Genomic DNA, 22,530 nt, shown 5'->3' with positions numbered 1-22,530 from the left:
GCCGGCGGCGTCGAGCGACGCCCGGTCCGTCCCACCGCAGGTTCACCCCAGCGGCCGCGCCAGATCCACCGTTTCCACCAGGAAATCCAGGAACGCACGCACCCGCAGCGGCAGATAGCCACCCTGCCCCAGGAATACCGCGTGCACCTCTTCCAGATCGCCGGGATTGGCCTCTTCCAGCACCGGCAGCAGCCGCCCGGCCGCTATGTCGTCCCTGACCTGGAACGCGGCCAGCCGGGCCAGCCCGAGCCCTCCCAGCACCAGCTGCCGCAGGGCATCGCCGTTGCTGGCGCGCGCATTGCCGCTGGTGGGCACGCGCAGCACCTGGCCGCCCTGCAGCAGCGGCCACCCCTGCATCGCCCGCGCATGGCCGATGTCCAGCCGGTTGTGCGTCTGCAGGTCGTCGACGTTGCCAGGCAGACCGTGTCGCTGCGCATAGCCGGGTGAGGCCACGATCATCATCCGCGTCGCCCCCAACCGTCGTGCCACCAGGCTGGAACTCTTCAGCGGACCGGCCCGCACGGCCACATCGGTGCGCTGCTCGAGCAGATCGATCACTTCATCGGTCAGGGTCAGGTCCACCCCCACCTGCGGGTGCTGCTGCAGGAACATGGGCAGCAACGGCAGCAGGAAATGCTGGCCGAAGGGCACGTTGGCATTCACCCGCAGCCGCCCGCGCGGTTCGGCATGCGCGCTCGCACAGCGCTCGGCCTCTTCCAGGTCAGCAAGCACGCGCAGCCCGCGCTCGTAGAAGGCGCAGCCCTCCGGGGTCAGCTGCAGCTGGCGGGTGGATCGCTGCAGCAGGCGCGTGCCCAGCCGCTGCTCCAGCCGCGCCACCAGCTTGCTGACCGCCGAGGGCGTCATGTCCAGGCTGCGGGCCGCCGCGGAGAATCCGCCGGTTTCGATCACCCTCACGAACACTTCCAGCTCGCCGGAGCGATTGATGTCGGGTCGCGCCATGGTGATGAATCCAGTTCACAGATGATTATCCAGGCGCAGTCTAGTTCACAGAAAGCGGCAGGGACACCATGGCCCCTCCTTCCGACGGACCCTTCCGATGAACCGCCTGAGCACGTTGACCACCGCTGCCCTGCTCACCCTGTCCGCAGCAGCCAGCGCCACGGCCGCCCCTCCCCGGCACTGGGTGGCCAGCTGGCAAGCCAGTCCACAACCGGTTTGGCAGGCAGACTTCCTGTTTCCGACGCTGATCCCCGCAGAGCTGGCCGACCAGACCTTCCGCCAGACCGTCCGCATCAGCCTGGGCGGCTCGCGCCTGCGTGTCCGCTTGAGCAACGCCTACGGGACACAGCCACTGCGGGTGGGCCGGGCCACCCTGGCGGCACATCCGGGCGAGGTGCCGCAGGCGCTGACCTTCGATGGCCAGCCCGGCGTGCTGATCGCGCCTGGCCAGGACCGGCTCAGCGACGCGCTGCCACTGCCCACGCGCAACCTTCAGTCGCTGCAGGTCAGCATCCATCTGCCACAGCCCACGCCGCTGCGGACGTTCCACTGGGAGGGCCGGCAGACCAGTTGGATCGCGCCGGGTGACCAGAGCCTGGCTGCGGACCTGGACCGGGCCCGCAGCACCACGGCCCGCCTGCTGCTGTCCGGCATCGACGTCGAAACCGCAGCCCGCGCGCGCAGCGTGGTGGTGATCGGCGACTCGATCACCGATGGCGCAACGGCCAGCCTCGACCAGGACCAGCGCTGGACCGACCATCTCGCCGCACGGCTGGCACCGCAGGGAGTCGCAGTGGTCAACGCCGGCATCTCCGGCGGACGCCTGCTGCGCGACGGCATGGGGGAATCCGCCCTGGCCCGCTTCCCGCGCGATGTCCTCGACCAGCCCGGTGTCGCCAGTGTGATCGTGCTGATCGGCATCAACGACATCAGCTGGCCGGGCACAGCGTTCGCGCGCGACCAGGCCCGGCCCGGGCTCGCCGAACTGCAGGCCGGCTATCGCAGCCTGGCCGGACAGGCCCATCGCCATGGACTGCGCATTGTCGGCGCAACCCTGCCGCCGTTCGCCGGTGCCCTGCCCGGCACCCCGCTGGACGACTACTACCAGCCGGACAAGGACGCACTGCGCCAGCAGCTCAATGCCTGGCTGCGGCAGGACAGCCCATTCGATGCGGTGATCGACCTGGATGCAGTGCTGCGCGACCCCGCCGATCCCTCACGGATGGCCGCCGCCTACGATTCAGGCGACCATCTGCATCCGGGCGATGCCGGCAACCGGGCCATGGCCGAGGCCGTGGATCTGCGGATGCTGATGCCGCCATCGCACCCGGCGGTCACTCCGCCGCGCTGACGAAAAACCCCGGGCCCAGCCCGGGGTCTCGTCGCAACCGGCACGCAGGGGGTGCCTATCTGCGCTTCTTGCGCACGTACAGCACCAGCGAGTGTTCTTCCAGCTCATAGCCGTGATCGGCCGCGATCTTGCGCTGCAGTTCCTCGATCTCGGTACTTTCGAACTCGATGATCTTGCCGCTGTCCACATCGACCATGTGATCGTGATGGCCGCCGCGGTCCAGTTCATAGACGGCCTGGCCGCCTTCGAAATTGTGCTTGAGCACGAGGCCGGCAGCCTCGAACTGGGTCAGTACCCGGTACACCGTGGCCAGGCCGATCTCGTCACCATGCTCCAGCAGCTGGCGGTAGATGTCTTCGGCGGTCATGTGGTGCTGGGCAGTGCGCTGCTCGAGCAGCGCCAGGATCCGCATCCGTGGATGGGTTACCTTCAGGCCGACTTTACGCAGGTCGTGGGTTTCCATAGGTCTCCGTTCATTGGCGATTTAGCGCCAGCTGCCTCGGATTGGGTCGCGGTGGCACGCCGGGAGTGTATCATCGGTTCGATTTCCCCAACCGCCAGTCCCGATGCGCAATCTCCTGTTGGTCGCCGCCGTCGCCCTGTCCACCACCGGGTGCGGCATCATCTACAAGCAACCCATCTATCAGGGCAACCTGATCCGGGAAGATGCCGTGGCCAAGCTGCAGGTCGGGCAAAGCAAGCAGCAGGTGAACGCGCTGCTGGGCACGCCCTCCGTGCGGGACCCGTTCCATGCCCAGCGCTGGGACTACACCTCCAGCCAGCGGGTCGACCGTCTCGGCCGCACGGAAGTGAAGAACTTCACCGTGTATTTCGAGAACGACGCCGTGACGCGCTGGGAGGGTGACTATTTCCCGGCCAACGACAAGGCGCTGGCCCAGCAGACCGTCCGCCAGTTCGGCCGCAACCTGCCGAAGGACAAGAAGAAGAAGGGCCGCTGAGGCCGCCGGCCCGTTCCGACGGACGGGCCCTGGCCCTCAACCGCCGAGCGCGCGACGCCGGCGGTTGTCCTTGGGATCGGCCTGCAGCGGGCGCAGCAGTTCGACCCGGTCCCCATCCAGCAGTGCCTGCTGCGGGCGGGCCAGCACACCATGCACGGCGGCAGCCGGGCAGCCGGCACTGCCCTCAAGAGCGGCAGCGGCGATCGCATCGGCAACCGTGGCGCCCTCTTCCAGCTGCAACCGGCGTGACAGCACCCGCTGCGGCCAGGCAAGCACCACCTCGACCTCGATCATCGCTCAGTCCTCGTCGGCGACCCGGACGAAATCGTTGACCATGCGATCGGCCAGACCCTGGAAGCCGATCGCCAGCGCCGGGCCCAGCAGCCGTGAGCTGGGTTCGAATTCCAGGGTCAGCGTCACCTTGCAGGCGTCTTCGGCCAGCGCGTGGAATTCCCAACGGCCATGAAGCTGCTTGAAGGGACCGTCGCGCAGCTGCATGTCGATGCTGTGCGGGCGCTGCAGGGTGTTCTCGGTCTGGAACCAGGTACTGAACGAACCCAGGCCCAGGTCCAGACGCGCCACCAGCCGGTCCTCGCCCTGCTCCAGGATGCGGGCATCGGAGCACCAGCGGAAGCGGCGCGGATAAGCCTGGACGTCGTTGACCAGGTCGAACATGCGCGCGGCCGAATGTTCGACCAGGGCGCTGCGGCGGATAGTAGGCATGTATACGGGACGTTTCGGCAATCGACCGGGCGGGCCCGAATCGGAGACAATACGGAAATGAGCAAGAACAGCGGCAAGGATAAAGCAAAGAGCGCGACGGCCAACAAAACCATCGCGCTGAACAAGCGTGCCCGCCACGAGTACCACATCGAAGAGCGCTTCGAGGCCGGGCTGGCCCTGCAGGGCTGGGAGGTCAAGTCGATCCGGGCGGGGCGCGGCAACATCATCGACGCCTACGCTTACGTGAAGCGTGGCGAGATCTACCTGATCGGCGCACAGATCACTCCGTTGATCCAGGCCTCCACCCACGTGGTGGCCGAGGACCGGCGAGAGCGCAAGCTGCTGCTGCACCGGAACGAGATCGACAAGCTGATCGGCAAGGTCGAGCGTGATGGCTATACGATCGTGCCGACCGCGATGTACTGGAGCAAGAACAAGATCAAGCTCGAGATCGCGCTGGCCAAGGGCAAGCAGAACCACGACAAGCGCGATGCCGCCAAGGATCGCGACTGGGCGATCGAGAAGCAGCGGGTGATGCGGCGCGGCAACCGCGACGCCTGAAGCAGGCCCCGCCGCCTTGTGGCGCCGGGCCTTGCCCGGCGGCCCGGGCCGTCAACCGGCCAGCATGCCCTGCCCGCGCGCGCGCGGCGCCAGGGCTGCGTGCATCACGGCCAGGTGCATCACCACCGCCAGTTCCGGCGCGTGGCGGTCATCGCCCGCCCGCCACTGCTGGGCGAGCTGGGCAGCATCGGCCGGCAGCAGGGCCAGCAGCTGCGTATCGTCGAGGGCATCGGCTGCACCCTGCAGCTGGCGCGCCAGCTGCCGCGACTGCCACACGTGAACGCCGATGCTGAGGCTGGCCAATGTCATCAAGGTCAGCGCCAGGCCGTGCTCGAACCACTGCGCCAGCACGTCCGGCCCCCACAGCAACGCCGCCAGTACCGCCAGCGCCGGCAGGCGCCAGCCCAGCCAATGGGTGCGCCCACGCTGCGGCCAATGCACCACTACTGCGCTGGCGACCAGCGCCACCGCTGCGGTGGCCGGCAGTTCGGTCAGCCAGGTCGCCGCCAGCAGTACCGCCAGCAGTGCCCAGACCCAACCGGGAGGCAACGCCCGTCGCTGATAGTCGGCCCCGACCGGGCCCACCAGCTGGCGCAGGCTGCGCTGTTGCATCGCGTCGGTCACCCACAGTCTCCCGTTTCTGTCCTGCCCTGGATGGTCACGACCAGTGTGTCGCAAATCCGTGCCGGAGACGTTAGCAATCCGCTATGACACAGGCAGTACAACATGTTGCGGATTGACCGGCCGCGCGAGGTGACTGTTCAGCTGTTTTGCCGTAGCATGACAACCGTTGGGCAGGCCCTGCCCGTGGTGACACGGAATCGGCCCTGTACCTTGCAGCACTGTAGAAACCGGGGGTGCATTGGTTTCGACGGGGGTTGTGAAGTCGCCTGGCGCATGCCGAGGGGGTAGCTTTCCTCGTAAATCCAGCTGCAAAACTCTAGTTGCCAACGACGACAACTACGCTCTGGCCGCTTAAGGCCTAAGCCTCGAAACCGCTTGTGTCCATGCTCGCGGTGTAGAGTCACTATCATGGAATCGCGCTGGACGGCTGCCTGTCAGTCCGGCACTAGAACACAACAGGCTGGTTCCCGGATGCGCTTTGCACGCCGTGCTGTTCGGGGACGAGATTCAACGGCGAGCTAAGCATGTAGTGCTGGGGATGGAGTGCCTTCGGACGGCGGTTCAATTCCGCCCACCTCCACCAACAAGCGGTCCTTCAAGGACCGGAGAAGCCCGGACATTCCCGCCAGAAGGGGATCTCCGGGCTTTTTTATTGCCTGCGGCATACACCGCTCGCCGCGCGTGTCGATCTCGACATCGGTAAATCAGTTCAGAAATTTCCTACCCCCGCACTGGGGGAGAACGGTCTGCGAAGCCGTTCGTTCAAGGTCGCCATCAGAAAGGAGACCGCGCGGACATACCCCCTTCATCTCGAGTCGAGCCCCCAGGGCACGACCGGCTCATCGCACCTTTCACAAAGGAACTGTATTCATGCGTACGTCGCTTCGGGTTTCCCTTGCCAGTGCCATCACCCTGGTCCTGGCCAGTGCCCCTGCCTTCGCCCAATCCACCGAACGGGTGTGGACACGGGGCATGGACAACAACCAGCAGTACAGCAGTTTCATCGTCAAGTACCGCGATGGCAGCCGCAAACGCGTCTCTGCCGACACCGCCCAGGATGCGCTGAAACAGCGCTTGGGCGCGCAGCAGCGCAGCAAGCGCTCGGTGGGTGCGGCGCAGGCTGCGGCGGTGGCGCATCAGCGCCGCATGGGTGGCGGCGCCGATGTGATCAGGACAGACAAGGCACTGGATCGTCCGGAGGCCGAGATCCTGATGCAGCGCATCGCCGACGACCCGGACGTCGAATACGTGCAGCCGAACTTCATGATGAGTGCGTTCGCCACGCCCAACGATCCGCGTTACGCCGAACAGTGGCACTACAGCAATCCCGTCAGTGGCGCACGCGTGCCGGCGGCATGGGATCGCTCCACCGGCCAAGGGGTCGTGGTGGCGGTGATCGATTCGGGCTATCTCGACAACAACGACCTGCAGCCGAACCTGCTGCCGGGCTACGACATGATTTCCTCCACCCGGCCGTTCAGCAATCTGCAGTGCATCCTCGGCGGGCTGAATCCCGGTTGTGGCGGCTCCGACGATGGCGATGGCCGCGATGCGGATGCCTTCGACGCCTCGGGCATCGCGCACGGCACCCACGTTGCGGGAACCGTCGCGGCAGTAACCAACAACCAGATCGGCGTGGCCGGCGTGGCCTACAACGCGAAGGTCGTACCGGTACGCGTGCTGGGCAACCAGGGCAATGGCGGCTCGGATGACATCATCGACGGCATGCTCTGGAGCGCTGGCATCGCTGTGCCGGGTGTTCCCGCCAATGCCAACCCGGCCGAGGTCATCAATCTCAGCCTGGGCGGCCGTCGGCCCTGCTCGCCGGCCGAGCAGGATGCGATCGACGACATCACGGCCACCGGCACCCTCGTGGTGGTCGCGGCGGGCAACAGCAACCTCGATGTGTCCGAGTTCGCACCGGCGAACTGCAACGGCGTGATCGCGGTAGCCGCGAACGACCAGGGCGGGCGCCGCGCGTTCTACTCCAACTACGGTGCAGGCATCCATATCACCGCGCCCGGTGGCGAGACGTGGTCGTGCCGCGCCTCGGTGGGCGAGTTCCTGCCCCTGGCCACACCACCGAACTCGACCAACTGCGCACCGACCCGCCAGCATCCGGCGCAGGGCGTTCTGTCCACGGTGGGCAACAATGCCTTTGACTTCATGTCCGGCACCTCGATGGCGGCACCGCACGTGGCCGGCGTCGTCGCGCTGATGCAGGCGGTGGCACCGGTGCCGAAGACCACCGCCCAGGTCAAGGACATCCTGCGCCGCACCGCCCATCCGATCGCGGCGGCCAACTGCCCGGGCGGTTGCGGTCCGGGCATCATCGACGCCGCAGAAGCTGTCAGGGAGGCCAGCAACTGAGGCCAGGGGCGCAGCGGCCCGCCACAGCCGCTGCGCCATGCGTTGCCCGCCGGTCAGATCCACAGGCCACCTTCTCCCACACTCCCGGCACGAAACCCATGAACTGGTTCGACGGCATGGCCATCGGCTTCCTGCTCGGTGTCCTGGCATGTACTGCTGCGGTGGTCCTGGCAATCCGCAACAGCGATCTGGACGATTGACGACCGGCCGCTGAAGGAACCGGCGCACGCCGCTTCCGCCTTGACATACCTCCCGCTAGAGTGGCGCGACCGCGCAGGAGGATCGTATGGCAACCACGGGAATGGGCTTCGTCGGCCGCACGGCTCTCGTCTTCACCCTGCTGCTGGCGCTGAGCGGCTGCGCCACCCTGCGCCAGTTCGGGCCCTCGGTGCAGGTCGCCTCGGTTACCCCCGGCCAGTACATCGCGCTCAAGCGCGGTGACATCCTCACCACCGGCAAGCTCAGCTCGGCCACCCTGGAAACCCTGCGCGTGGCCGGGCTGGACGAGGGTGTCTGCGCCAGGCCGGGTCCGCCCTGCATCGATGCAATGGAGGCCAGCATCGTCGTGCGCGAGGAAGACAAGCGCTCGGCCCTGGCCGAACTCTGGCTGCAGTACGCATTGACTCTGCCCGCCCCCAAGCGCGAGTACTCCGCCGAAGGCCGTGCCAAGGCCGTGGTCACCGAACTGGACGCCGGGTTCCAGCCGCGTCTGGATGCGTGGATGCAGGTTGCGCGGCAGGCCTACGCCTATCTGTTCTTCACCGAGCGCACCGCCAACCAGCGGGGTTTCGAGGATCGCCAGACGCAGGTGCGGGACTACTACAACCTGGCCGTGCAGGAAGCCTCCGTGCAGCTGTTCGAGGCCTACGCTACCGGCCGGGTGCACAGCGACACCAGCCGCTTCCAGCTGGGACGATGGACCTTTGTGCTGGCGCCATCGGACGACGGCTCGCCCTTGGACGAGCGTACGCCGAGGGAGCTGGTTCCCGCCGCAGCGCTCTCGTTCACCGGCACCCTGCGCAGCGTGCATCGCCGGGATGGCTTCGGCGCCGAGCTGGTAGCGGTGATGGATGATCCCGGCAGCGACGTGGACATGCCTGCTGCCGAGGCCAGCGCCGCCGCGCCCGTACAACGCAGCTGGAGCGAAATGCCATCACCTTCGATGTCGGTGCTGCTGCGGTTCTCCGGCAACAACCTGTGGGAAGTGCTGCACGACGACGAGCCGGAGGTGGAGATCCACGATCCCTACCAGGTTTCGGAAGTCACCCTGCATGGCCAGCAGGTGCCACTGGCGGCCAACTTCACGGCAGGCTACGCGCTGTGGCTCGCACGCTCCAACTTCAGCCGGCAATCGCTGCGCTCGCTATTCGGCAGCAAGGGCGGCATCGATACGCCGCATCTGTACATGATGCAGCCCTACGACCCGAAGCGCCGCGTGCTGTTGATGATCCACGGCCTGGCAAGCAGCCCGGAGGCATGGGTCAACGTCGCCAACGAGCTGATGCGCGACGATGAGATCCGCCGGGACTTCCAGGTGTGGCAGTTCTACTACCCGACCAACATGCCCATCGCGATGAGCCACGATGCGATCCGCCACATGCTGGCCGATGTGCTGCAGCACTTCGATCCCACCGGAAAGGCCGCGGCCTCGCATGACATGGTGCTGGTCGGGCACAGCATGGGCGGAGTGATCTCGCGGCTGATGGTGTCTTCGTCCGGCGACCATCTGGTCGAGACCCTGCTGGCAACCGCGCAGATGACGCCGGCACAGCGCGAGCTGCTGCGCACCCGCGGCGCGCCGGTGCTCACGTTCAAGCCGGAGCCGGAGATTTCACGGGTGGTATTCATTGCCACCCCGCATCGCGGCACCGACGTTGCCGGCACCCGCCTCGGGCGCTGGATCGGCCGTCTGGTGCGGCTGCCACTGACCGTGCTGGAGGACGTGGCGACGATCGCCAACGACGGCCACGTCGACCGCGACGACGGCAAGCACGGCTACCAGATGAACAGCATCCAGAATCTCGACAAGGATGACCCCTTCCTCAAGGCCGTCGCCGATCTGCCGATGTCCCCGAGCGTGCGCTATCACTCCATCATCGCGCGCGCCAAAGCCGATGGACCGCTGGAGCAGACCAGCGACGGACTGGTGCCGTACTGGAGTTCGCACCTGCCGGGCGCCGAATCGGAGAAGGTGATCGTGTCCGGTCACAGCGTGCAGGAAGCCACGCCCGCCATCGTCGAGCTCAGGCGCATCCTGCATGAAGACATGCAGGCCCATGGTCACGCAGCAGAGTAGGTCCAGCGGACGGCGATCCGGTCACTGCCCGGGTTGGCGGCGCGAGAACCGGCCGTGCAGCGCCGCGGGGATCGCGAAGCCCTCCATGCGGACCTCCGGACGGTAATCGGCCGAAGGGGTGAAACTGTACTCACGGGCCAGCATGGCGCACAGCAGCACCAGCTGCGCATTGCCCACCGCCGAACCGACACAGGAGCGGGACGGGAAGCCGTAGGGAACATAGATTCCGGCAGTGCGCTTGCGCCGCTCCGGCAACCAGCGGTCAGGATCGAACTGAAGCGGGTCGTCCCAGTACTTGGAAGAACGGTGCTGGATGAAAGAACTCAACTCGAACACGCTACCTTCCGGAATTCTATGCCCGTCCACATCCAGGTCGCACATGGCGACACGTCGATTATTGAACGGCGTGGAGTACAGCCGCATCACTTCCTTCAGGAAGCGCATCGTGCAGGGAATGCGTGCCATCGGCAACGCAAGGATCTCCAGATCGGTCAGTGCATGAAATTCGTCCTCGATGCGCCGCCGCCAATCGGGGTGCATCTGCAGGGCCAGCAGCACGCAGGCCGCCATCATGCCGGGTACGCCGGAAATAGCGATCAACTGCACTGTCACCAGGTAGGTGACCTTCCGCAAGCCGATCCTATCGTGCAGTGACAACAACGACTGCGCATAGTCCAGATGAGAGGTGCCACCGCGCAGGCGTTGCTTGAGTTCACCGTAGATGGCGCGGGACTCGCCACGGCCAATCATGAAGTTGCGCAGAAGGTGACGACGATGAATCACCTGTTCCACCTGAGTGGTATAGCGCAACTGCATTGCGCGTTCGATTGCGGCCTGCCCCCGGGCATCTAGGCCGGCGATCACCATCGGGATCAGGGGCGTTGCCATCACCGTCCAGATCGCTGGTGTCGCATCAAGCTCCTCGCCGCACAGGGCATCCAGCGCGCCCCGCATGCGTGCCTGCAATGGCTGCAGTACTGCAGCTCCGGAAAGCTCCGCGCTGCGGGCAGCGATCAGACTGCGCACTTCGGTCCAACGCACGCGCTCGTGGCGCCGCAGTAGATCGCCCAGTGATTCGGCGACGAACAGATGCTCCGAGTTCTCCTTGTCGACCTTGCCCGCCAGCTCTGGACAGAACACACCGACGCCGCCTGTCTCCAGCTTCAGAACCGGCCCCTCGCGCTCAACGCGCTCCGCCAACCGTTCGGCGGCCGCGCCACCCTGATTTGATGTCCCTTGCATACGCTGCGCCTTAGGCAGAAAGGGACTCGAAGACGAGTCCCTTCGTCTTGCTACGACTCAATCGCGTGGCTTGCCGCGCGGAATCAGAACTCGACCCAGAGCGGCCAGATCCTCCACACACTGCTCTTCTCGTTCGGATGGATGTTCAGAGTGACGCGCAATGCTCGGGCGAATCTGTTCATTTTCACTCCTTTGATTGCTGTGTGATTTCGCCGGGATTATCCGGCAGATTTAGATATCACTGATAGGCAGCGATAATCAAGTAGTAAATCTGGCGCGGCGCAACATGATGGACACACCTCCAATGCAACTTGCCACTGCATTATCTGCAGCATCTGCCGTGCGCTATCGGACAGCGACTGCCGTTGCGGGAAATCCCTCATCGCACGTACGCACAGTGCCTCCTATGCTGGCCGCATCTCCCCGACAGCAGGCCAGCCACATGAACACCCAGGACCTCAGCCGCCAACCCCGTCCCGATCCGGCCGAGCGCGATGCCTTCTTTCCCTCGCCCTGGTCGCTCTCGCAGTTCACGTCACCCACCAGCAATCTGTCCGGCGCGGACTATGCCGACGCACGCCGGGATGGCCGCTGGAAGATACTGATGATCGGCGCCGATGAGCGCTACCTGCCGACCGCCAACGGCCACCTGTTCTCCACCGGCAATCACCCGGTCGAAACGCTGTTGCCGATGTATCACCTGGACAAGGCCGGCTTCGACTTCGATGTGGCAACCCTGTCCGGCAACGCCGTGAAGTTCGAATGGTGGGCGTTCCCCGGCGAGGACCGCGACATCGGCGGTCTGTACGAACGTTACCAGGCGCGGTTCCGCCAGCCGAAGGTGCTGGACGACATCGTGGCCTCGCTGGACGCGGCGTCGGACTATGCAGCCATCTTCATTCCGGGCGGGCATGGTGCACTGATCGGTCTGCCGGAGAGCCGCGCGGTCAGCAAGGCGCTGCACTGGGCGATGGCACAGCAGCGCTACATCATCACGCTCTGCCACGGCCCTGCAGCGCTGTTGGCTGCCGGGATCGATGAAGCGGGCGGTGATTCGCTGTTCCGTGGCTACCGCATCTGCGCCTTCCCCGATGCGATGGACCGGCAGACGCCGGACATCGGCTACATGCCCGGGCAACTGCCGTGGTTCTTCGGTGAAAAGCTCGCGCAGCAGGGTGTGCAGATCGTCAACGAGGGTATTGACGGCAGCGTGCTGCAGGATCGCCTGCTGCTGACAGGCGATAGTCCGTTGGCCGGCAATGCACTCGGCCAGTTGGCCGCACGCACCCTGCTGGACGCGCTGGCAGGTCGCTGAACACCGTGGCCGCGCTGGTGCCGATGCTGCTGGAACTGGAGCAGGCGCGTTCGATCGCCGAGATCGGCGCGCTGCTTCGCTCGATCGCCGCGCCCCTCGGCTACGATCGCGTGCTGGTGTTTGCGGCCGGCACCGGGTTCGAACGCGGCGCACACCGCGTGTACTGGATCGAGGGCGACTGGCTGGGCGAAGGGCGTGAGACCGATCTTGCCCGCTACCTGCATGCCTGCCCGGTCAACCGCCACGTGCTCGACAGCGATGCCCCGTTCTTCTGGAGCAAGCGCGACGGCGCAAGGGGGGCCCGCTACCAAGTGGTCAGGCCCCCCCGCGGCGACGGCCTGCATGGCCTGCAGGTACCCGTGTTCGGAACCACGGGGCTGGAAGGGGCGATCAGTTTCGCCGGAACGATCATCGACGCTTCCGCGCCTGCCCGGCTGCTGCTGGAGTCTGCCGGCACAGCAGCATTCCGCGCCGCCCGCCGGCTGGCCGAAGCACCGGCTGAACGCCCCCTGGGCGAACTGAGCACGCGGGAACGCGAGGTTCTACGTTGGGTCGCAGCCGGCCGGCGCCAGGCGGAGATCGCCGCCACGCTGGGGTTGTCCGCGCGCACCGTGGAGAACCACCTGCGCCGCGCGCGCCAGCGCCTGGGCGTTGCGACGACGGCGCAGGCCGTGCGCGCGGCCGCGCGACGCGGCGAGATCGAAGACTGAGCGGGCCCCGTGCAGCCGCCACGCCAATGACCCATCCCGGCATACCCTCCCCTGCCAATCCGTGCCATCCTTCATGGAATCGTTTACATGGAATGGAGGGATTCCACGATGCTGTCGCGTTTCCGTCGCCCTGCGCTGTGTGCGCTGCTGGCCTTCGCTCTTCCCGCCATCGCCTGGGCGGCGGCCCCTGCGCCGCTGAAGGTGATGTCCTTCAATGTCCGCACCCCGGCCGACACCGCGCCAGGCAAGCGCTGGCCGGATCGCCGCGATGCGATGGTCAAGGTCATCCTGGATGCCCGCCCGGCCGTCATCGGCACCCAGGAGCTGGTACAGGAACAGGCCGACTATCTCGCCGGCCACCTGCCCGGCTACGCGTGGTTCGGTGAAGGACGGCGCGGTGGCAGCGGCGATGAGCACATGGGCGTGTTCTACGACACGCGGGTGCTGGCCGTGGAGGAATCAGGCAACTTCTGGCTGTCCGATACACCGGAGGTCGCCGGCAGCATCACCTGGGGCAACCTGTACCCGCGCATGGTGACCTGGGCCCTGTTCCGTCGCCTTGACGATGGCCGCCGCTTCTACTTCATGGACACCCACCTGCCCTATCGCGACGAAGACGAACCGCGCCGGGTCAAGGGAGCCGAGCTGATCGGCAGGCGGGTGGCGACGCTGCCGCCGGATCTGCCGGTGGTGCTGACGGGCGACTTCAACAGTGAACCCGGGGGCGGAACCTACGCGACGCTCACCCGCGTTCTGCAGGACGCACGCACCCAGGTGGCGTCTCCCCAGGGGCCGCGCCTGACCTTCCATGATTTCACCGGCAAGGCCACCACGCAGCTGGACTGGGTATTGGTGAGAGGCTTCCGTGCGCGCAGCTTCCTGACCGATGACCGTCGCATCGACGGCGTGCTGCCCTCGGATCACTTCCCGCTGGTGGTCGAGCTGGACTGGCCCCGGCCCTGAGTCGGGTTGCCGCCGCGTTCACCGCGGCGGCTGCCGCGCCAACAGGCGATACAGCGCCTGATGCTGATCGCGCGCCTGGCAGATGCGAGCGCCGATGGCCAGCAGCACGGCCACGCCGATCAGGCCCAGGCCCAGCATGGAGTCCGGCAGCCGCACGAAGCCGATGGCCGCGGCCAGCATCGCCAGCACCAGCAGAACGACCACCGCGACGGACAGTCCTGCACCGGGTGGTCCCGGATCGCCGAACAACATTCGTTGGGTATCCCGCTTGCCGTCCGTCATCGCCTGTCCTCTGATGGCCCGCCCCACTTGTTACACGGCAGAAGGCGCTTCCGGGAGAGTCAGAAGCGTCATGAATGTGACGGTGTCCACGGCTCACGCCGCGCTGCCCTGCCTGAGTTCGCAAAGTGTGGAGGACGGCATGGCAGGGCGGCAGGCGCCCGCCCATCGGTGGCCCTGACCGGAAACGGGGACGGAGGCCACTGCCTCCGTCCCCGTCCGGTCAATTCACCTGTGCCACGCTCAGCGCCTGCGGGGACTGGCCCCAACCACCCAGCGCCTTGTATACGCCGACTACGCTGACGTTGACCTCCGCCTCGGCGGCCGCCAGTGCATCATCGGCGGCCAGCTGGGTGCGCTGTGCGTCGAGCAGGGTCAGGAAGTCTTCCGAGCCCTCGCGATAGCGGATCTGCGCCAGCGACTCGGCTCGTCGTGCGGCCTGCGCCTGCTCCACCACGATCGCCAGCCGTGCCTGCTGCTTGGAGTAGCGTGTCAGCGCGTTCTCGGTGTCTTCCAGTGCCAGCAGCACCGTCTGCTCGTACTGCGCGGCAACGCCCTCGGCCTCGGCCTTGCTGGCACGCAGACGTGCGCGCACGGTTCCGAAATCGAAGGCCGCCCAGCTCAACGACGGCGTCAGCGACCAGGCCTTGTTGTTGCCGTTGACCAGGCCATTGGCGTCGCCGCCGAGGAAGCCGACGAAACCGGAAAGCGACAACCGCGGGAACAGATCGGCCGTTGCCACCCCCACCCGTGCCGTGGCGGCTGCCAGCCGCCGCTCGGCCGCACGCACGTCGGCACGCTGGCGCAGCAGCTCGCGGGTATCGCCCAGCGGCAACGGCTTGGCGAACGCCGGCACCTCATGCGGCGCGAGCATGTCGGCCAGTACTTCCGGGCGCTGGCCCAGCAGCACCGCCAGGCGATTGCGGGACTGCGTCTCGGCCACTTCCAGCAGGGGAATATCGGCCTCGATCGCCTTCAGCCGGGCACGGCTGCTCTGCACATCCAGCTCGCTGCCGGCACCCAGTTCCCAGCGCGCCTCGGTCAGCTTCTGCGTATCACGCAGATTGACCAGTGTGTGCTGGGCCACGGCGATGCGCTTCTGCGTGCCGCGCAGCTCGAAGTAGTTGCGTGCCACTTCGGCGGCAACCAGTACCTGCGCATCGGCCAGGTTGGCCTGCTCGGCCCCCAGATCGGCGCGTGCCGCTTCGGCAGCACGGCGCTTGCGGCCGAACAGATCCAGCTCCCAGCCCGCATCGAAGCCGAGCTGGTAGCTTTCACTGAACACCCGCTGCCCACCCAGCTGCGGATCGGGTTGCTTGCGGCGGTCGTAACTGCCGCCTGCGGTCACGTGCGGTGCCTGGTCGAAGCGGCTTTCGACGAACACCGCCCGCGCCTGGCTGACACGCGCCACGGCCACGCGCAGGTCAAGATTGCTCGACAGTGCGCCGTGCACCAGCTCTTCCAGCACCGGGTCATCGAACTGCGCCCACCAGCTGGCAACGGGCGATGTGGTGCTGAACACCGGCTGCTCCGCGCCCTGCAGGACGACAGGCTCCTGCTGGGGCGCCTTGTAATTGGGACCGACGGTGACACAGCCGGCCAGCACGAGGCTGGAAACGGCCACCGCCAGGGTGCGGATCACCATGGCAGCACCTCGCCCAGATAGGTGAAGCTGCCACTCGGGCCTTCAGGGCCGATCAGCGCCATCTGCACGCTGGAACGCGCACCTTCGGCGATCTCGATCTCGCCGTGGCCACCATTCATGTCGGTCTTGACGTAGCCCGGGTGCACGGTGTTCACCTTGATCGGCGAGCTGCGGAGCTCGTATGCCAGGGCCAGCGTCCAGCTGTTCACCGCCGCCTTGGAGGCGTTGTAGGCCGGAATCTTGAAGTCATAGATGCCCGAACCCGGGTCGGCGTGCAGGGTCTGCGAGCCGAGGATGCTGGACACGTTGACGATGCGCCCGGCCTTGGCCTGCTTCAGCAGCGGCAGGAACGCCTGGGTCACCGCCACCAGTGCATATACATTGGTGTCGAAGGTGCGACGCCACGTATCCAGCGACTGCTCCGACGGTGCCTGTGCCGGGTTCTCGATCATGATGCCGGCGTTGTTGACCAGGATGTCCAGCCGGCCGTGACGCTGGCGCACCTGCTCGACCGCGTCGGCGATGCTCGCAGCATCGGTAACGTCCAGCTGCAGCGCTTCCACCGGCAGGCCTTCCGCCTGCAGCTTCAGTGCCTGCTCCACCGCCGTCTCACGCTTGCGGCCAGCCAGCAGCGTGTGCACGCCTTCCTTCGCCAGCTGGCGCACGGTCTCGGCACCGATGCCACGGGTAGCGCCGGTAACCAGCGCGATCTTGTTCTGATGGGTGTTCATGGATTCATGCCTTTGGAGGGAGAAGCCACCGCCGGTCATCGACCGGCGGCGACGGGGTTCCGTATCAGTGATGAATGGTGGGCTCGCCGTGCTGCACCAGCTGGCCACCGCCGTTGCGGGTGACGAACTTGCGCAGGGCGACGTAGAACACCGGGGTCAGGAACAGGCCGAACAGGGTGACGCCCAGCATGCCGGCGAACACCGTGATACCGGTCACCGAGCGCACCTCGGCACCCGCACCATGCGAAAGCACCAGCGGCACGGTGCCGGCGATGAACGCGATGGAGGTCATCACGATCGGGCGCAGGCGCAGGCGGCAGGCTTCCAGCGCGGCCTCGACGATGCCCTTGCCGCCCATCTCCAGCTCACGGGCGAACTCGACGATCAGGATCGCGTTCTTGCATGCCAGGCCCATCAGCACCACCAGGCCCACCTGCACGAACACGTTGTTGTCGCCGCCGGTCAGCCATACGCCGAACAGAGCCGACAGCAGGGTCATCGGCACGATCAGGATCACCGCCAGCGGCAGCGACCAGCTCTCGTACAGCGCGGCCAGCACGAGGAAGGCCAGCATGATCGCCACCGGGAACACGATGAACGCGGCCTTGCCCTGGGTGGCCTGCTGGTAGCTCAGGTCGGTCCATTCGGTGGCCATGCCGACCGGCAGCACCTGCCCGGCGATCTCGGTCAGCTTGTTCATCGCTTCCGCCGAGGACAGCAGGCGCGGGTCGGCTTCGCCGGCCAGGTCCGCTGCCGGGTAGCCGTTGAAACGCAGCACCGGGTCCGGGCCGAACGTCTGCTTGATGGTCACCATCGAACCGATCGGCACCATCTCGCCGCGGTCGTTGCGGGTGCGCAGCTTGGCGATGTCCTCGACGCTCTCACGGAACGGGCCGTCCGCCTGGGCGATCACCTGCCAGGTGCGGCCGAACTGGTTGAAGTCGTTGACGTACGCCGAACCCAGGTAGGTCTGCAGCGTGTCGAACAGCTCGGTCAGCTGCACGCCCTGCGCCTTCGCTTTCACACGGTCCACTTCCGCATCCAGCTGCGGCACGTTGGCCTGGTAGCTGCTGATCGGGAAGGCCATGCCCGGGGTCTGTGCAACGGTCCCCTGCATCGCCTGCACGGCATTCTGCAGCGCGCCGTAGCCCAGATTGCCGCGGTCCTCGATGAACATCTGGTAGCCATTGCCGTTGCCCAGGCCCAGGATCGGCGGCGGCATCATCGCGAACGCGAAGCCCTCCTGCAGGCCTGCGATCTTCTGGTTGATCTCGGCGTTGATCTCCGCCGCGGTCCGGCCATGACGCTCGTTGAACGGCTTGAGCGGAATGAACGCCACACCGGTGTTCGGGGTGTTGGTGAACTGCAGCGCGTTCAGGCCCGGGAACGAAATGGTATGCGCCACGCCGTCGGTTTCCTGGGCGATCTTGGCGACCTTGCGCAGCATTTCATCGGTACGTGCGATCGACGAACCTTCCGGCAGCTTCACGCCCGCGATCAGGTACAGCTTGTCCTGGGTCGGGATGAAGCCCGGCGGCACCAGCTTGAAGATCACACCGGTACCGACCAGCAGGATCGCGTAGACCACGAACACAGCGCCGCGGCGGCCAAGGGTGCGCGCCACGCCGCGCTCGTACTTCTCCGAGCTGGACTTGAAGAAGCGGTTGAACGGGCGGAACACCCAGCCGAACAGGCGATCGATCAGACGGCTCGGGCCATCCTTCGGAGCGCCATGGGCCTTCAGCAGGCGGGCGGCCAGGGCCGGCGACAGGGTCAGCGAGTTGATCGCCGAGATCACCGTGGAAATGGCGATGGTGACAGCGAACTGCTTGTAGAACTGACCGGTGACGCCCGACAGGAACGCCATCGGCACGAACACCGCGCACAGCACCAGTGCGATCGCAACGATCGGGCCGGACACCTCACGCATGGCCTGGTGGGCGGCTGCGGTCGGCGACAGACCTTCTTCGATGTTGCGTTCAACGTTCTCCACCACCACGATCGCGTCGTCGACCACGATGCCGATCGCCAGCACCAGGCCGAACAGGCTCAGCGTGTTGATCGAGAAGCCCAGTACGTACAGCGCTGCGAACGTACCGACCACCGACACCGGAACCGCGATCAGCGGAATGATCGACGCGCGCCAGGTCTGCAGGAACAGGATCACCACCAGCACCACCAGGGCGATCGCTTCAAGCAGGGTCGAGACCACCGCCTTGATCGAATCACGCACGAAGATGGTGGTGTCGTACACCGCTTCGTACTTCACGTCGGCGGGCATGGTCTTCTGCATCTCGTCCATCGTGGCGATGACCTTGTCGCGAATCTCCAGTGCATTCGCACCGGGCGACTGGAAGATGCCGATACCCACCGCATTCTTGCCGTCGAGCTGCGAGCGCAGGGTGTAGTCGCCAGCGCCCAGTTCCAGGCGGGCAACGTCGGACAGGCGCACGATCTCGCCGTCGACACCGCTCTTGAGCACGATGTCGCCGAACTCCTGCTCGCTGCGCAGGCGGCCCTGGGCATTGATCAGGGTCAGGAACTGGCTGTTCGGCAGCGGCTCGGCGCCGAGCTGACCCGCAGAGACCTGCACGTTCTGCTCACGCATGGCACGCACCACGTCGCTGGCCGTCAGGCCGCGCGAAGCAACCTTGTCCGGGTCCAGCCATGCGCGCATGGCGTAGTCACCACCACCGAAGATCTGCGCGTCGCCCACGCCGGGAATGCGTGCCAGCGCGTCCTTGACGTGCAGGCGGGCGTAGTTGCGCAGGTACAGGGTGTCGTACTTGCCATTGGGCGACGTCAGATGCACGACCATCAGGAAGGTGGGCGACTGCTTCTGCGTGGTCACGCCCTGCCGGCGTACGTCCTCGGGCAGGCGTGCCTGCGCCTGCGCCACACGGTTCTGCACCTTCACCGCCGCCGCGTCCGGATCAGTGCCCGGGCGGAAGGTGACGGTCATCTGCAGCACGCCGTCGGAACCGGCGACCGACTTGAGGTACATCATGCCCTCGACGCCGTTGATCGCCTCTTCAAGCGGCGTGGCGACGGTTTCGGCGATGACCTTGGGATTGGCGCCCGGATAGACCGTGCGCACGACCACCGACGGCGGCACCACTTCCGGGTACTCGCTGATCGGCAGGATCGGAATCGTGATCAGGCCTGCGGCGAAGATCACGATCGACAGTACCGCCGCGAAGATCGGCCTGTCGATGAAGAAACGGGAAAAGTCCATGGAGGAATTCCTGGGAAATGCCGCCGGCGGGCAACAGCCACCCTGCCCCTCGCCGATATGACGAAGGCAGGGAAGGCCGCCGCTGGAGCCGGCAGCTAAGCGGAAACTCGGATCAGGAGACGGCGGATCAGTGGTTCAGCGCAGCCGTGGCATCACGGCCCGGTGCGGCGGCCGCAGCCGGCTGCATCGCCACCGCCTTGGCCTGCACCGGCATGCCCGGCATGAAGACCTTCTGCACGCCATCGATGATGACCTTGTCGCCTGCGGACAGGCCCTGCTCGACGATGCGCAGGCCTTCCGCCGTGCGGCCAAGGCGGATGTCGCGGCGCTGGGCCTTGCCATCCTTGTCGACCACGTACACGTACTTGCGGTCCTGGTCGGTCAGCACAGCCTTGTCGTCGATCAGCATCGCCTGGAACTGGCCACTGCCCAGCAGCTGCACACGGGCGAACAGCCCCGGGGTGAACTGCCGGTCGGCATTGTCCAGCAGCGCACGCACGCGGATGGTGCCGGTGCTGCGTGCAACCTGGTTGTCGAGGAAGTCGACCTTGCCCGCGTGCGGGTAGCCTTCTTCACCCGACAGGCCAACCTTCACCGGCAGGTGGCTGTCGCGCTCGCTCGGGCGCTCGCCCTTGCGTGCCATCTGCGCGTAACGCAGGAAAGTGCTTTCGTCGGCATCGAAGTAGACGAACACGGTGTCCAGCGAGACCAGCGTGGTCAGCACGCTGGCGCTGTCGCCGGCGGTGACCAGGTTGCCCGCGGTGACCATCGCGCGGCCGGCACGGCCGTCGATCGGCGCACGCACCTTGGTGAACTCCAGGTTGAGCCGGGCAGCATCCAGTGCCGCCTGCGCGGCCTGCACGGCTGCGCCGGACTGGTCTGCCGCAGCGCGACGCTGCTCGGCGGTCTCGGTGGAGATCGCCTGCTGCTCGGCCAGGCGCTTGGCCCGCTCCGATTCACTGCGGGCCAGGGTTGCCTGGGTGCGGGCGCGGGCCAGTTCAGCGGCGGCGCGATCGTACTCGGCCTGGTAGCTGCGCGCGTCGATGGTGAAGAGCACATCGCCCTTCTTCACTTCCTGGCCTTCGACGTAGTTGACCTTGTCGATGTAGCCGGACACGCGTGGACGCAGTTCAACGCTCTGCACCGCCTCGATGCGGCCGCTGAACTCGTCCCATTGGCTGATCTGCTTGACCAGCACCGGGGCTGCGCTGACCTGCGGCGGTGGCGGTGCACCGGCTTCTTCGGCATGGCCGCCACTGCAGGCAGCGAGCACCGCCGCGGCGAGGATCGACACGCCGACCATCGCAATGCGATGGCCGAAACGATGTGGGGTGGTTTTGGGGGAAGTCATGGCATGCATCCGTACGGAGGGGTGGTACAGCTAATGAGAATGGCTATCAGAAAGTGCGGCGTATGCTGCAACCTCAACCAAGGTCAAGGTCAAGCGACACCGACGGCGTCGCGCCACGGTGGTGGAACTTCCAGTCGCAGCAGGCCCCGCGGCAGTTCCGCATCGCTGCTGTCGCAGCGAACGATGGCGCGGTTGTCGCGGCAGCCATCAAGCAGCGACACCACGCGCCGGCCGACCAGCAGCGAGCTCGGCCACTCGATGCAGGCGTTGGCGGCGTTGGCCGGTGTACACACCGGGCTGCACACCTCCAGCATCTGCGCACGGACACCGACCGCCTGTGCTTCCTGGTGCACCACCTGCGCGTACATGCGCAGGGCGGCGGTGGTGATCGAGGTCTCGCCGTAGCCGGCCCAGGGCTTGAGACCGGCAGGGCTGCCGATCATCACGTAGCGCCGCGCATGCACGTTGTCACGCAGCAGCGGCAGCAGGTGGCGTACCGCATGCACATGGGGCATCAGGTCGGCCTGCAGTGCGCCGAGCAGTTCGTCGCCCTTGCGGTCCATCACCCGGCCACGGTTGTAAGGACCGCCCATGGCCGCGATCACCGCCGCCAACGGCCGAGGGCGTTGCGCGACGCGCTCGGCCAGGACCTGCGCCGAACCGTCGTCTGCCAGTGAACCGAGCATGGTCTGCAGGCCGGGCTCATCGGCGAACTGCGCTTCCAGCGACGCCAGCCGTCCTGGATCGCGGCCGACCACCAGCACCGGGCTGCCGGCTTCCAGCAGCGCACCGACCACGCCCTGGCCGACCGCACCGGTTCCGCCGAGGACCAGGACTTCGGGCATCAGAATCCCATTCACGGGACATTTCCTCCCAAATCCGGGATAGTCCCGATTCGGCGCAGTCGATCGCTCTTCTGCGGCGCCAAGCGGATGGCACCGCCACGCTGCTGCCGCATGGGCGCGGTAAACTCACGGAAATCCTTGTGCACCAAGGAACTCGGGCGGATCTCAACGGTCATCGCCAGATCCAGGGCGTTCTGGCCGGCACGCCGGAAACGGGCAAGAATGTTGCGCAGGCTCATGGCGGGGGGACTCCATTTCACGAATGGCGCCACGATAGACCTCAAACCTTTACTTGATTAGTCCTGATTAAGGGGAATAATCATCCCGTTCCCGGTCCAATCGATCTGTCACGATTGTCCCACCCCCGACG

General features: G+C 66.4%; 21 protein-coding genes and 1 other RNA gene. 9 read left to right on the top strand and 13 right to left on the bottom strand.

Features of this window, described 5'->3' with window-relative positions; all coding sequences use genetic code 11:
• Positions 1-42: 42 nt before the first annotated feature.
• The gene (locus tag AC5P5M_RS09635) at positions 43-960 is read right to left on the bottom strand and encodes a LysR family transcriptional regulator (protein WP_111185598.1); all 918 of its coding nucleotides are present in this window, start codon (positions 958-960) and stop codon (positions 43-45) included.
• Between the two features lie 97 nt (positions 961-1,057).
• Between AC5P5M_RS09635 and AC5P5M_RS09630 the strand changes: the two genes are divergently transcribed.
• Positions 1,058-2,311, top strand: a complete 1,254-nt coding sequence (locus tag AC5P5M_RS09630; protein WP_495205792.1) for an SGNH/GDSL hydrolase family protein — start codon at positions 1,058-1,060, stop codon at positions 2,309-2,311.
• A 55-nt stretch (positions 2,312-2,366) separates the two neighbouring features.
• On the opposite strand, the gene fur is transcribed toward AC5P5M_RS09630, so the two are convergent.
• A complete protein-coding gene (fur, locus tag AC5P5M_RS09625; protein WP_053519706.1) occupies positions 2,367-2,774 on the bottom strand; it encodes a ferric iron uptake transcriptional regulator in 408 nt (135 codons plus the stop codon).
• A gap of 103 nt (positions 2,775-2,877) precedes the next feature.
• On the opposite strand from fur, the gene AC5P5M_RS09620 reads away from it, so the two are divergent.
• The gene (locus AC5P5M_RS09620; RefSeq protein WP_495205791.1) at positions 2,878-3,270 is read left to right on the top strand and encodes an outer membrane protein assembly factor BamE; all 393 of its coding nucleotides are present in this window, start codon (positions 2,878-2,880) and stop codon (positions 3,268-3,270) included.
• A 36-nt stretch (positions 3,271-3,306) separates the two neighbouring features.
• Here AC5P5M_RS09620 and AC5P5M_RS09615 read toward each other — a convergent pair whose 3' ends face one another.
• Positions 3,307-3,564, bottom strand: a complete 258-nt coding sequence (locus AC5P5M_RS09615; RefSeq protein ID WP_053519704.1) for an RnfH family protein — start codon at positions 3,562-3,564, stop codon at positions 3,307-3,309.
• Between the two features lie 3 nt (positions 3,565-3,567).
• Positions 3,568-3,993, bottom strand: coding sequence for a type II toxin-antitoxin system RatA family toxin (locus AC5P5M_RS09610; protein ID WP_053519703.1), 426 nt, complete (start codon positions 3,991-3,993; stop codon positions 3,568-3,570).
• A 57-nt stretch (positions 3,994-4,050) separates the two neighbouring features.
• On the opposite strand from AC5P5M_RS09610, the gene smpB reads away from it, so the two are divergent.
• Positions 4,051-4,554 (top strand): SsrA-binding protein SmpB, encoded by a 504-nt coding sequence (gene smpB / locus AC5P5M_RS09605; protein ID WP_019661238.1) that lies wholly within the window; start codon positions 4,051-4,053, stop codon positions 4,552-4,554.
• A 51-nt stretch (positions 4,555-4,605) separates the two neighbouring features.
• Here smpB and AC5P5M_RS09600 read toward each other — a convergent pair whose 3' ends face one another.
• Positions 4,606-5,178: a hypothetical protein gene (locus tag AC5P5M_RS09600; protein ID WP_053519702.1), complete on the bottom strand. Its 573-nt coding sequence runs from the start codon at positions 5,176-5,178 to the stop codon at positions 4,606-4,608.
• A 229-nt stretch (positions 5,179-5,407) separates the two neighbouring features.
• On the opposite strand from AC5P5M_RS09600, the gene ssrA reads away from it, so the two are divergent.
• From ssrA to AC5P5M_RS09585, 3 genes are all read left to right on the top strand, one after another.
• Positions 5,408-5,761: a transfer-messenger RNA gene (gene ssrA / locus AC5P5M_RS09595) on the top strand.
• Between the two features lie 287 nt (positions 5,762-6,048).
• Positions 6,049-7,548, top strand: coding sequence for a S8 family serine peptidase (locus AC5P5M_RS09590; RefSeq protein ID WP_495205790.1), 1,500 nt, complete (start codon positions 6,049-6,051; stop codon positions 7,546-7,548).
• Positions 7,549-7,834: 286 nt separating this feature from the next.
• Complete coding sequence (locus AC5P5M_RS09585; protein ID WP_495205789.1) at positions 7,835-9,844, top strand: esterase/lipase family protein; 2,010 nt, start codon at positions 7,835-7,837, stop codon at positions 9,842-9,844.
• 21 nt (positions 9,845-9,865) lie between these two features.
• Here AC5P5M_RS09585 and AC5P5M_RS09580 read toward each other — a convergent pair whose 3' ends face one another.
• Positions 9,866-11,086: a cytochrome P450 gene (locus tag AC5P5M_RS09580; protein WP_128990661.1), complete on the bottom strand. Its 1,221-nt coding sequence runs from the start codon at positions 11,084-11,086 to the stop codon at positions 9,866-9,868.
• A 442-nt stretch (positions 11,087-11,528) separates the two neighbouring features.
• On the opposite strand from AC5P5M_RS09580, the gene hchA reads away from it, so the two are divergent.
• From hchA to AC5P5M_RS09565, 3 genes are all read left to right on the top strand, one after another.
• Complete coding sequence (gene hchA, locus AC5P5M_RS09575) at positions 11,529-12,401, top strand: glyoxalase III HchA (RefSeq protein WP_065175070.1); 873 nt, start codon at positions 11,529-11,531, stop codon at positions 12,399-12,401.
• 5 nt (positions 12,402-12,406) lie between these two features.
• Positions 12,407-13,111 (top strand): PA1136 family autoinducer-binding transcriptional regulator, encoded by a 705-nt coding sequence (locus AC5P5M_RS09570; protein ID WP_495205788.1) that lies wholly within the window; start codon positions 12,407-12,409, stop codon positions 13,109-13,111.
• A 108-nt stretch (positions 13,112-13,219) separates the two neighbouring features.
• Positions 13,220-14,074 carry an endonuclease/exonuclease/phosphatase family protein gene (locus AC5P5M_RS09565; protein WP_065181299.1) on the top strand — a complete coding sequence of 285 codons (855 nt, stop codon included), beginning with the start codon at positions 13,220-13,222 and terminating at the stop codon, positions 14,072-14,074.
• A gap of 18 nt (positions 14,075-14,092) precedes the next feature.
• Here AC5P5M_RS09565 and AC5P5M_RS09560 read toward each other — a convergent pair whose 3' ends face one another.
• From AC5P5M_RS09560 to AC5P5M_RS09530, 7 genes are all read right to left on the bottom strand, one after another.
• Positions 14,093-14,356 carry a hypothetical protein gene (locus AC5P5M_RS09560; protein WP_053517461.1) on the bottom strand — a complete coding sequence of 88 codons (264 nt, stop codon included), beginning with the start codon at positions 14,354-14,356 and terminating at the stop codon, positions 14,093-14,095.
• Between the two features lie 220 nt (positions 14,357-14,576).
• On the bottom strand, positions 14,577-15,998 hold the full coding sequence (locus AC5P5M_RS09555) for an efflux transporter outer membrane subunit (protein ID WP_495205787.1): 1,422 nt from the start codon (positions 15,996-15,998) through the stop codon (positions 14,577-14,579).
• Complete coding sequence (locus tag AC5P5M_RS09550; protein ID WP_053517458.1) at positions 15,992-16,729, bottom strand: SDR family oxidoreductase; 738 nt, start codon at positions 16,727-16,729, stop codon at positions 15,992-15,994. The genes AC5P5M_RS09555 and AC5P5M_RS09550 overlap by 7 nt, the downstream gene beginning before the upstream one ends.
• Positions 16,730-16,793: 64 nt before the next feature.
• Positions 16,794-19,964: an efflux RND transporter permease subunit gene (locus tag AC5P5M_RS09545; RefSeq protein WP_495205786.1), complete on the bottom strand. Its 3,171-nt coding sequence runs from the start codon at positions 19,962-19,964 to the stop codon at positions 16,794-16,796.
• Positions 19,965-20,091: 127 nt separating this feature from the next.
• A complete protein-coding gene (locus tag AC5P5M_RS09540) occupies positions 20,092-21,315 on the bottom strand; it encodes an efflux RND transporter periplasmic adaptor subunit (RefSeq protein WP_495205785.1) in 1,224 nt (407 codons plus the stop codon).
• 89 nt (positions 21,316-21,404) lie between these two features.
• Entirely contained in the window at positions 21,405-22,175 is a 771-nt protein-coding gene (locus AC5P5M_RS09535) for an SDR family NAD(P)-dependent oxidoreductase (protein ID WP_053517454.1), read from the bottom strand.
• Positions 22,172-22,399, bottom strand: coding sequence for a hypothetical protein (locus tag AC5P5M_RS09530; RefSeq protein WP_495205784.1), 228 nt, complete (start codon positions 22,397-22,399; stop codon positions 22,172-22,174). The genes AC5P5M_RS09535 and AC5P5M_RS09530 overlap by 4 nt, the downstream gene beginning before the upstream one ends.
• Positions 22,400-22,530 lie beyond the last annotated feature (131 nt).

The sequence above is a fragment of the Stenotrophomonas sp. YJH_SMC_106-19 genome (assembly GCF_059368375.1).
Note: the sequence above shows the minus strand (reverse complement) of the source record. Positions and strands in the feature narration are given on the sequence as shown.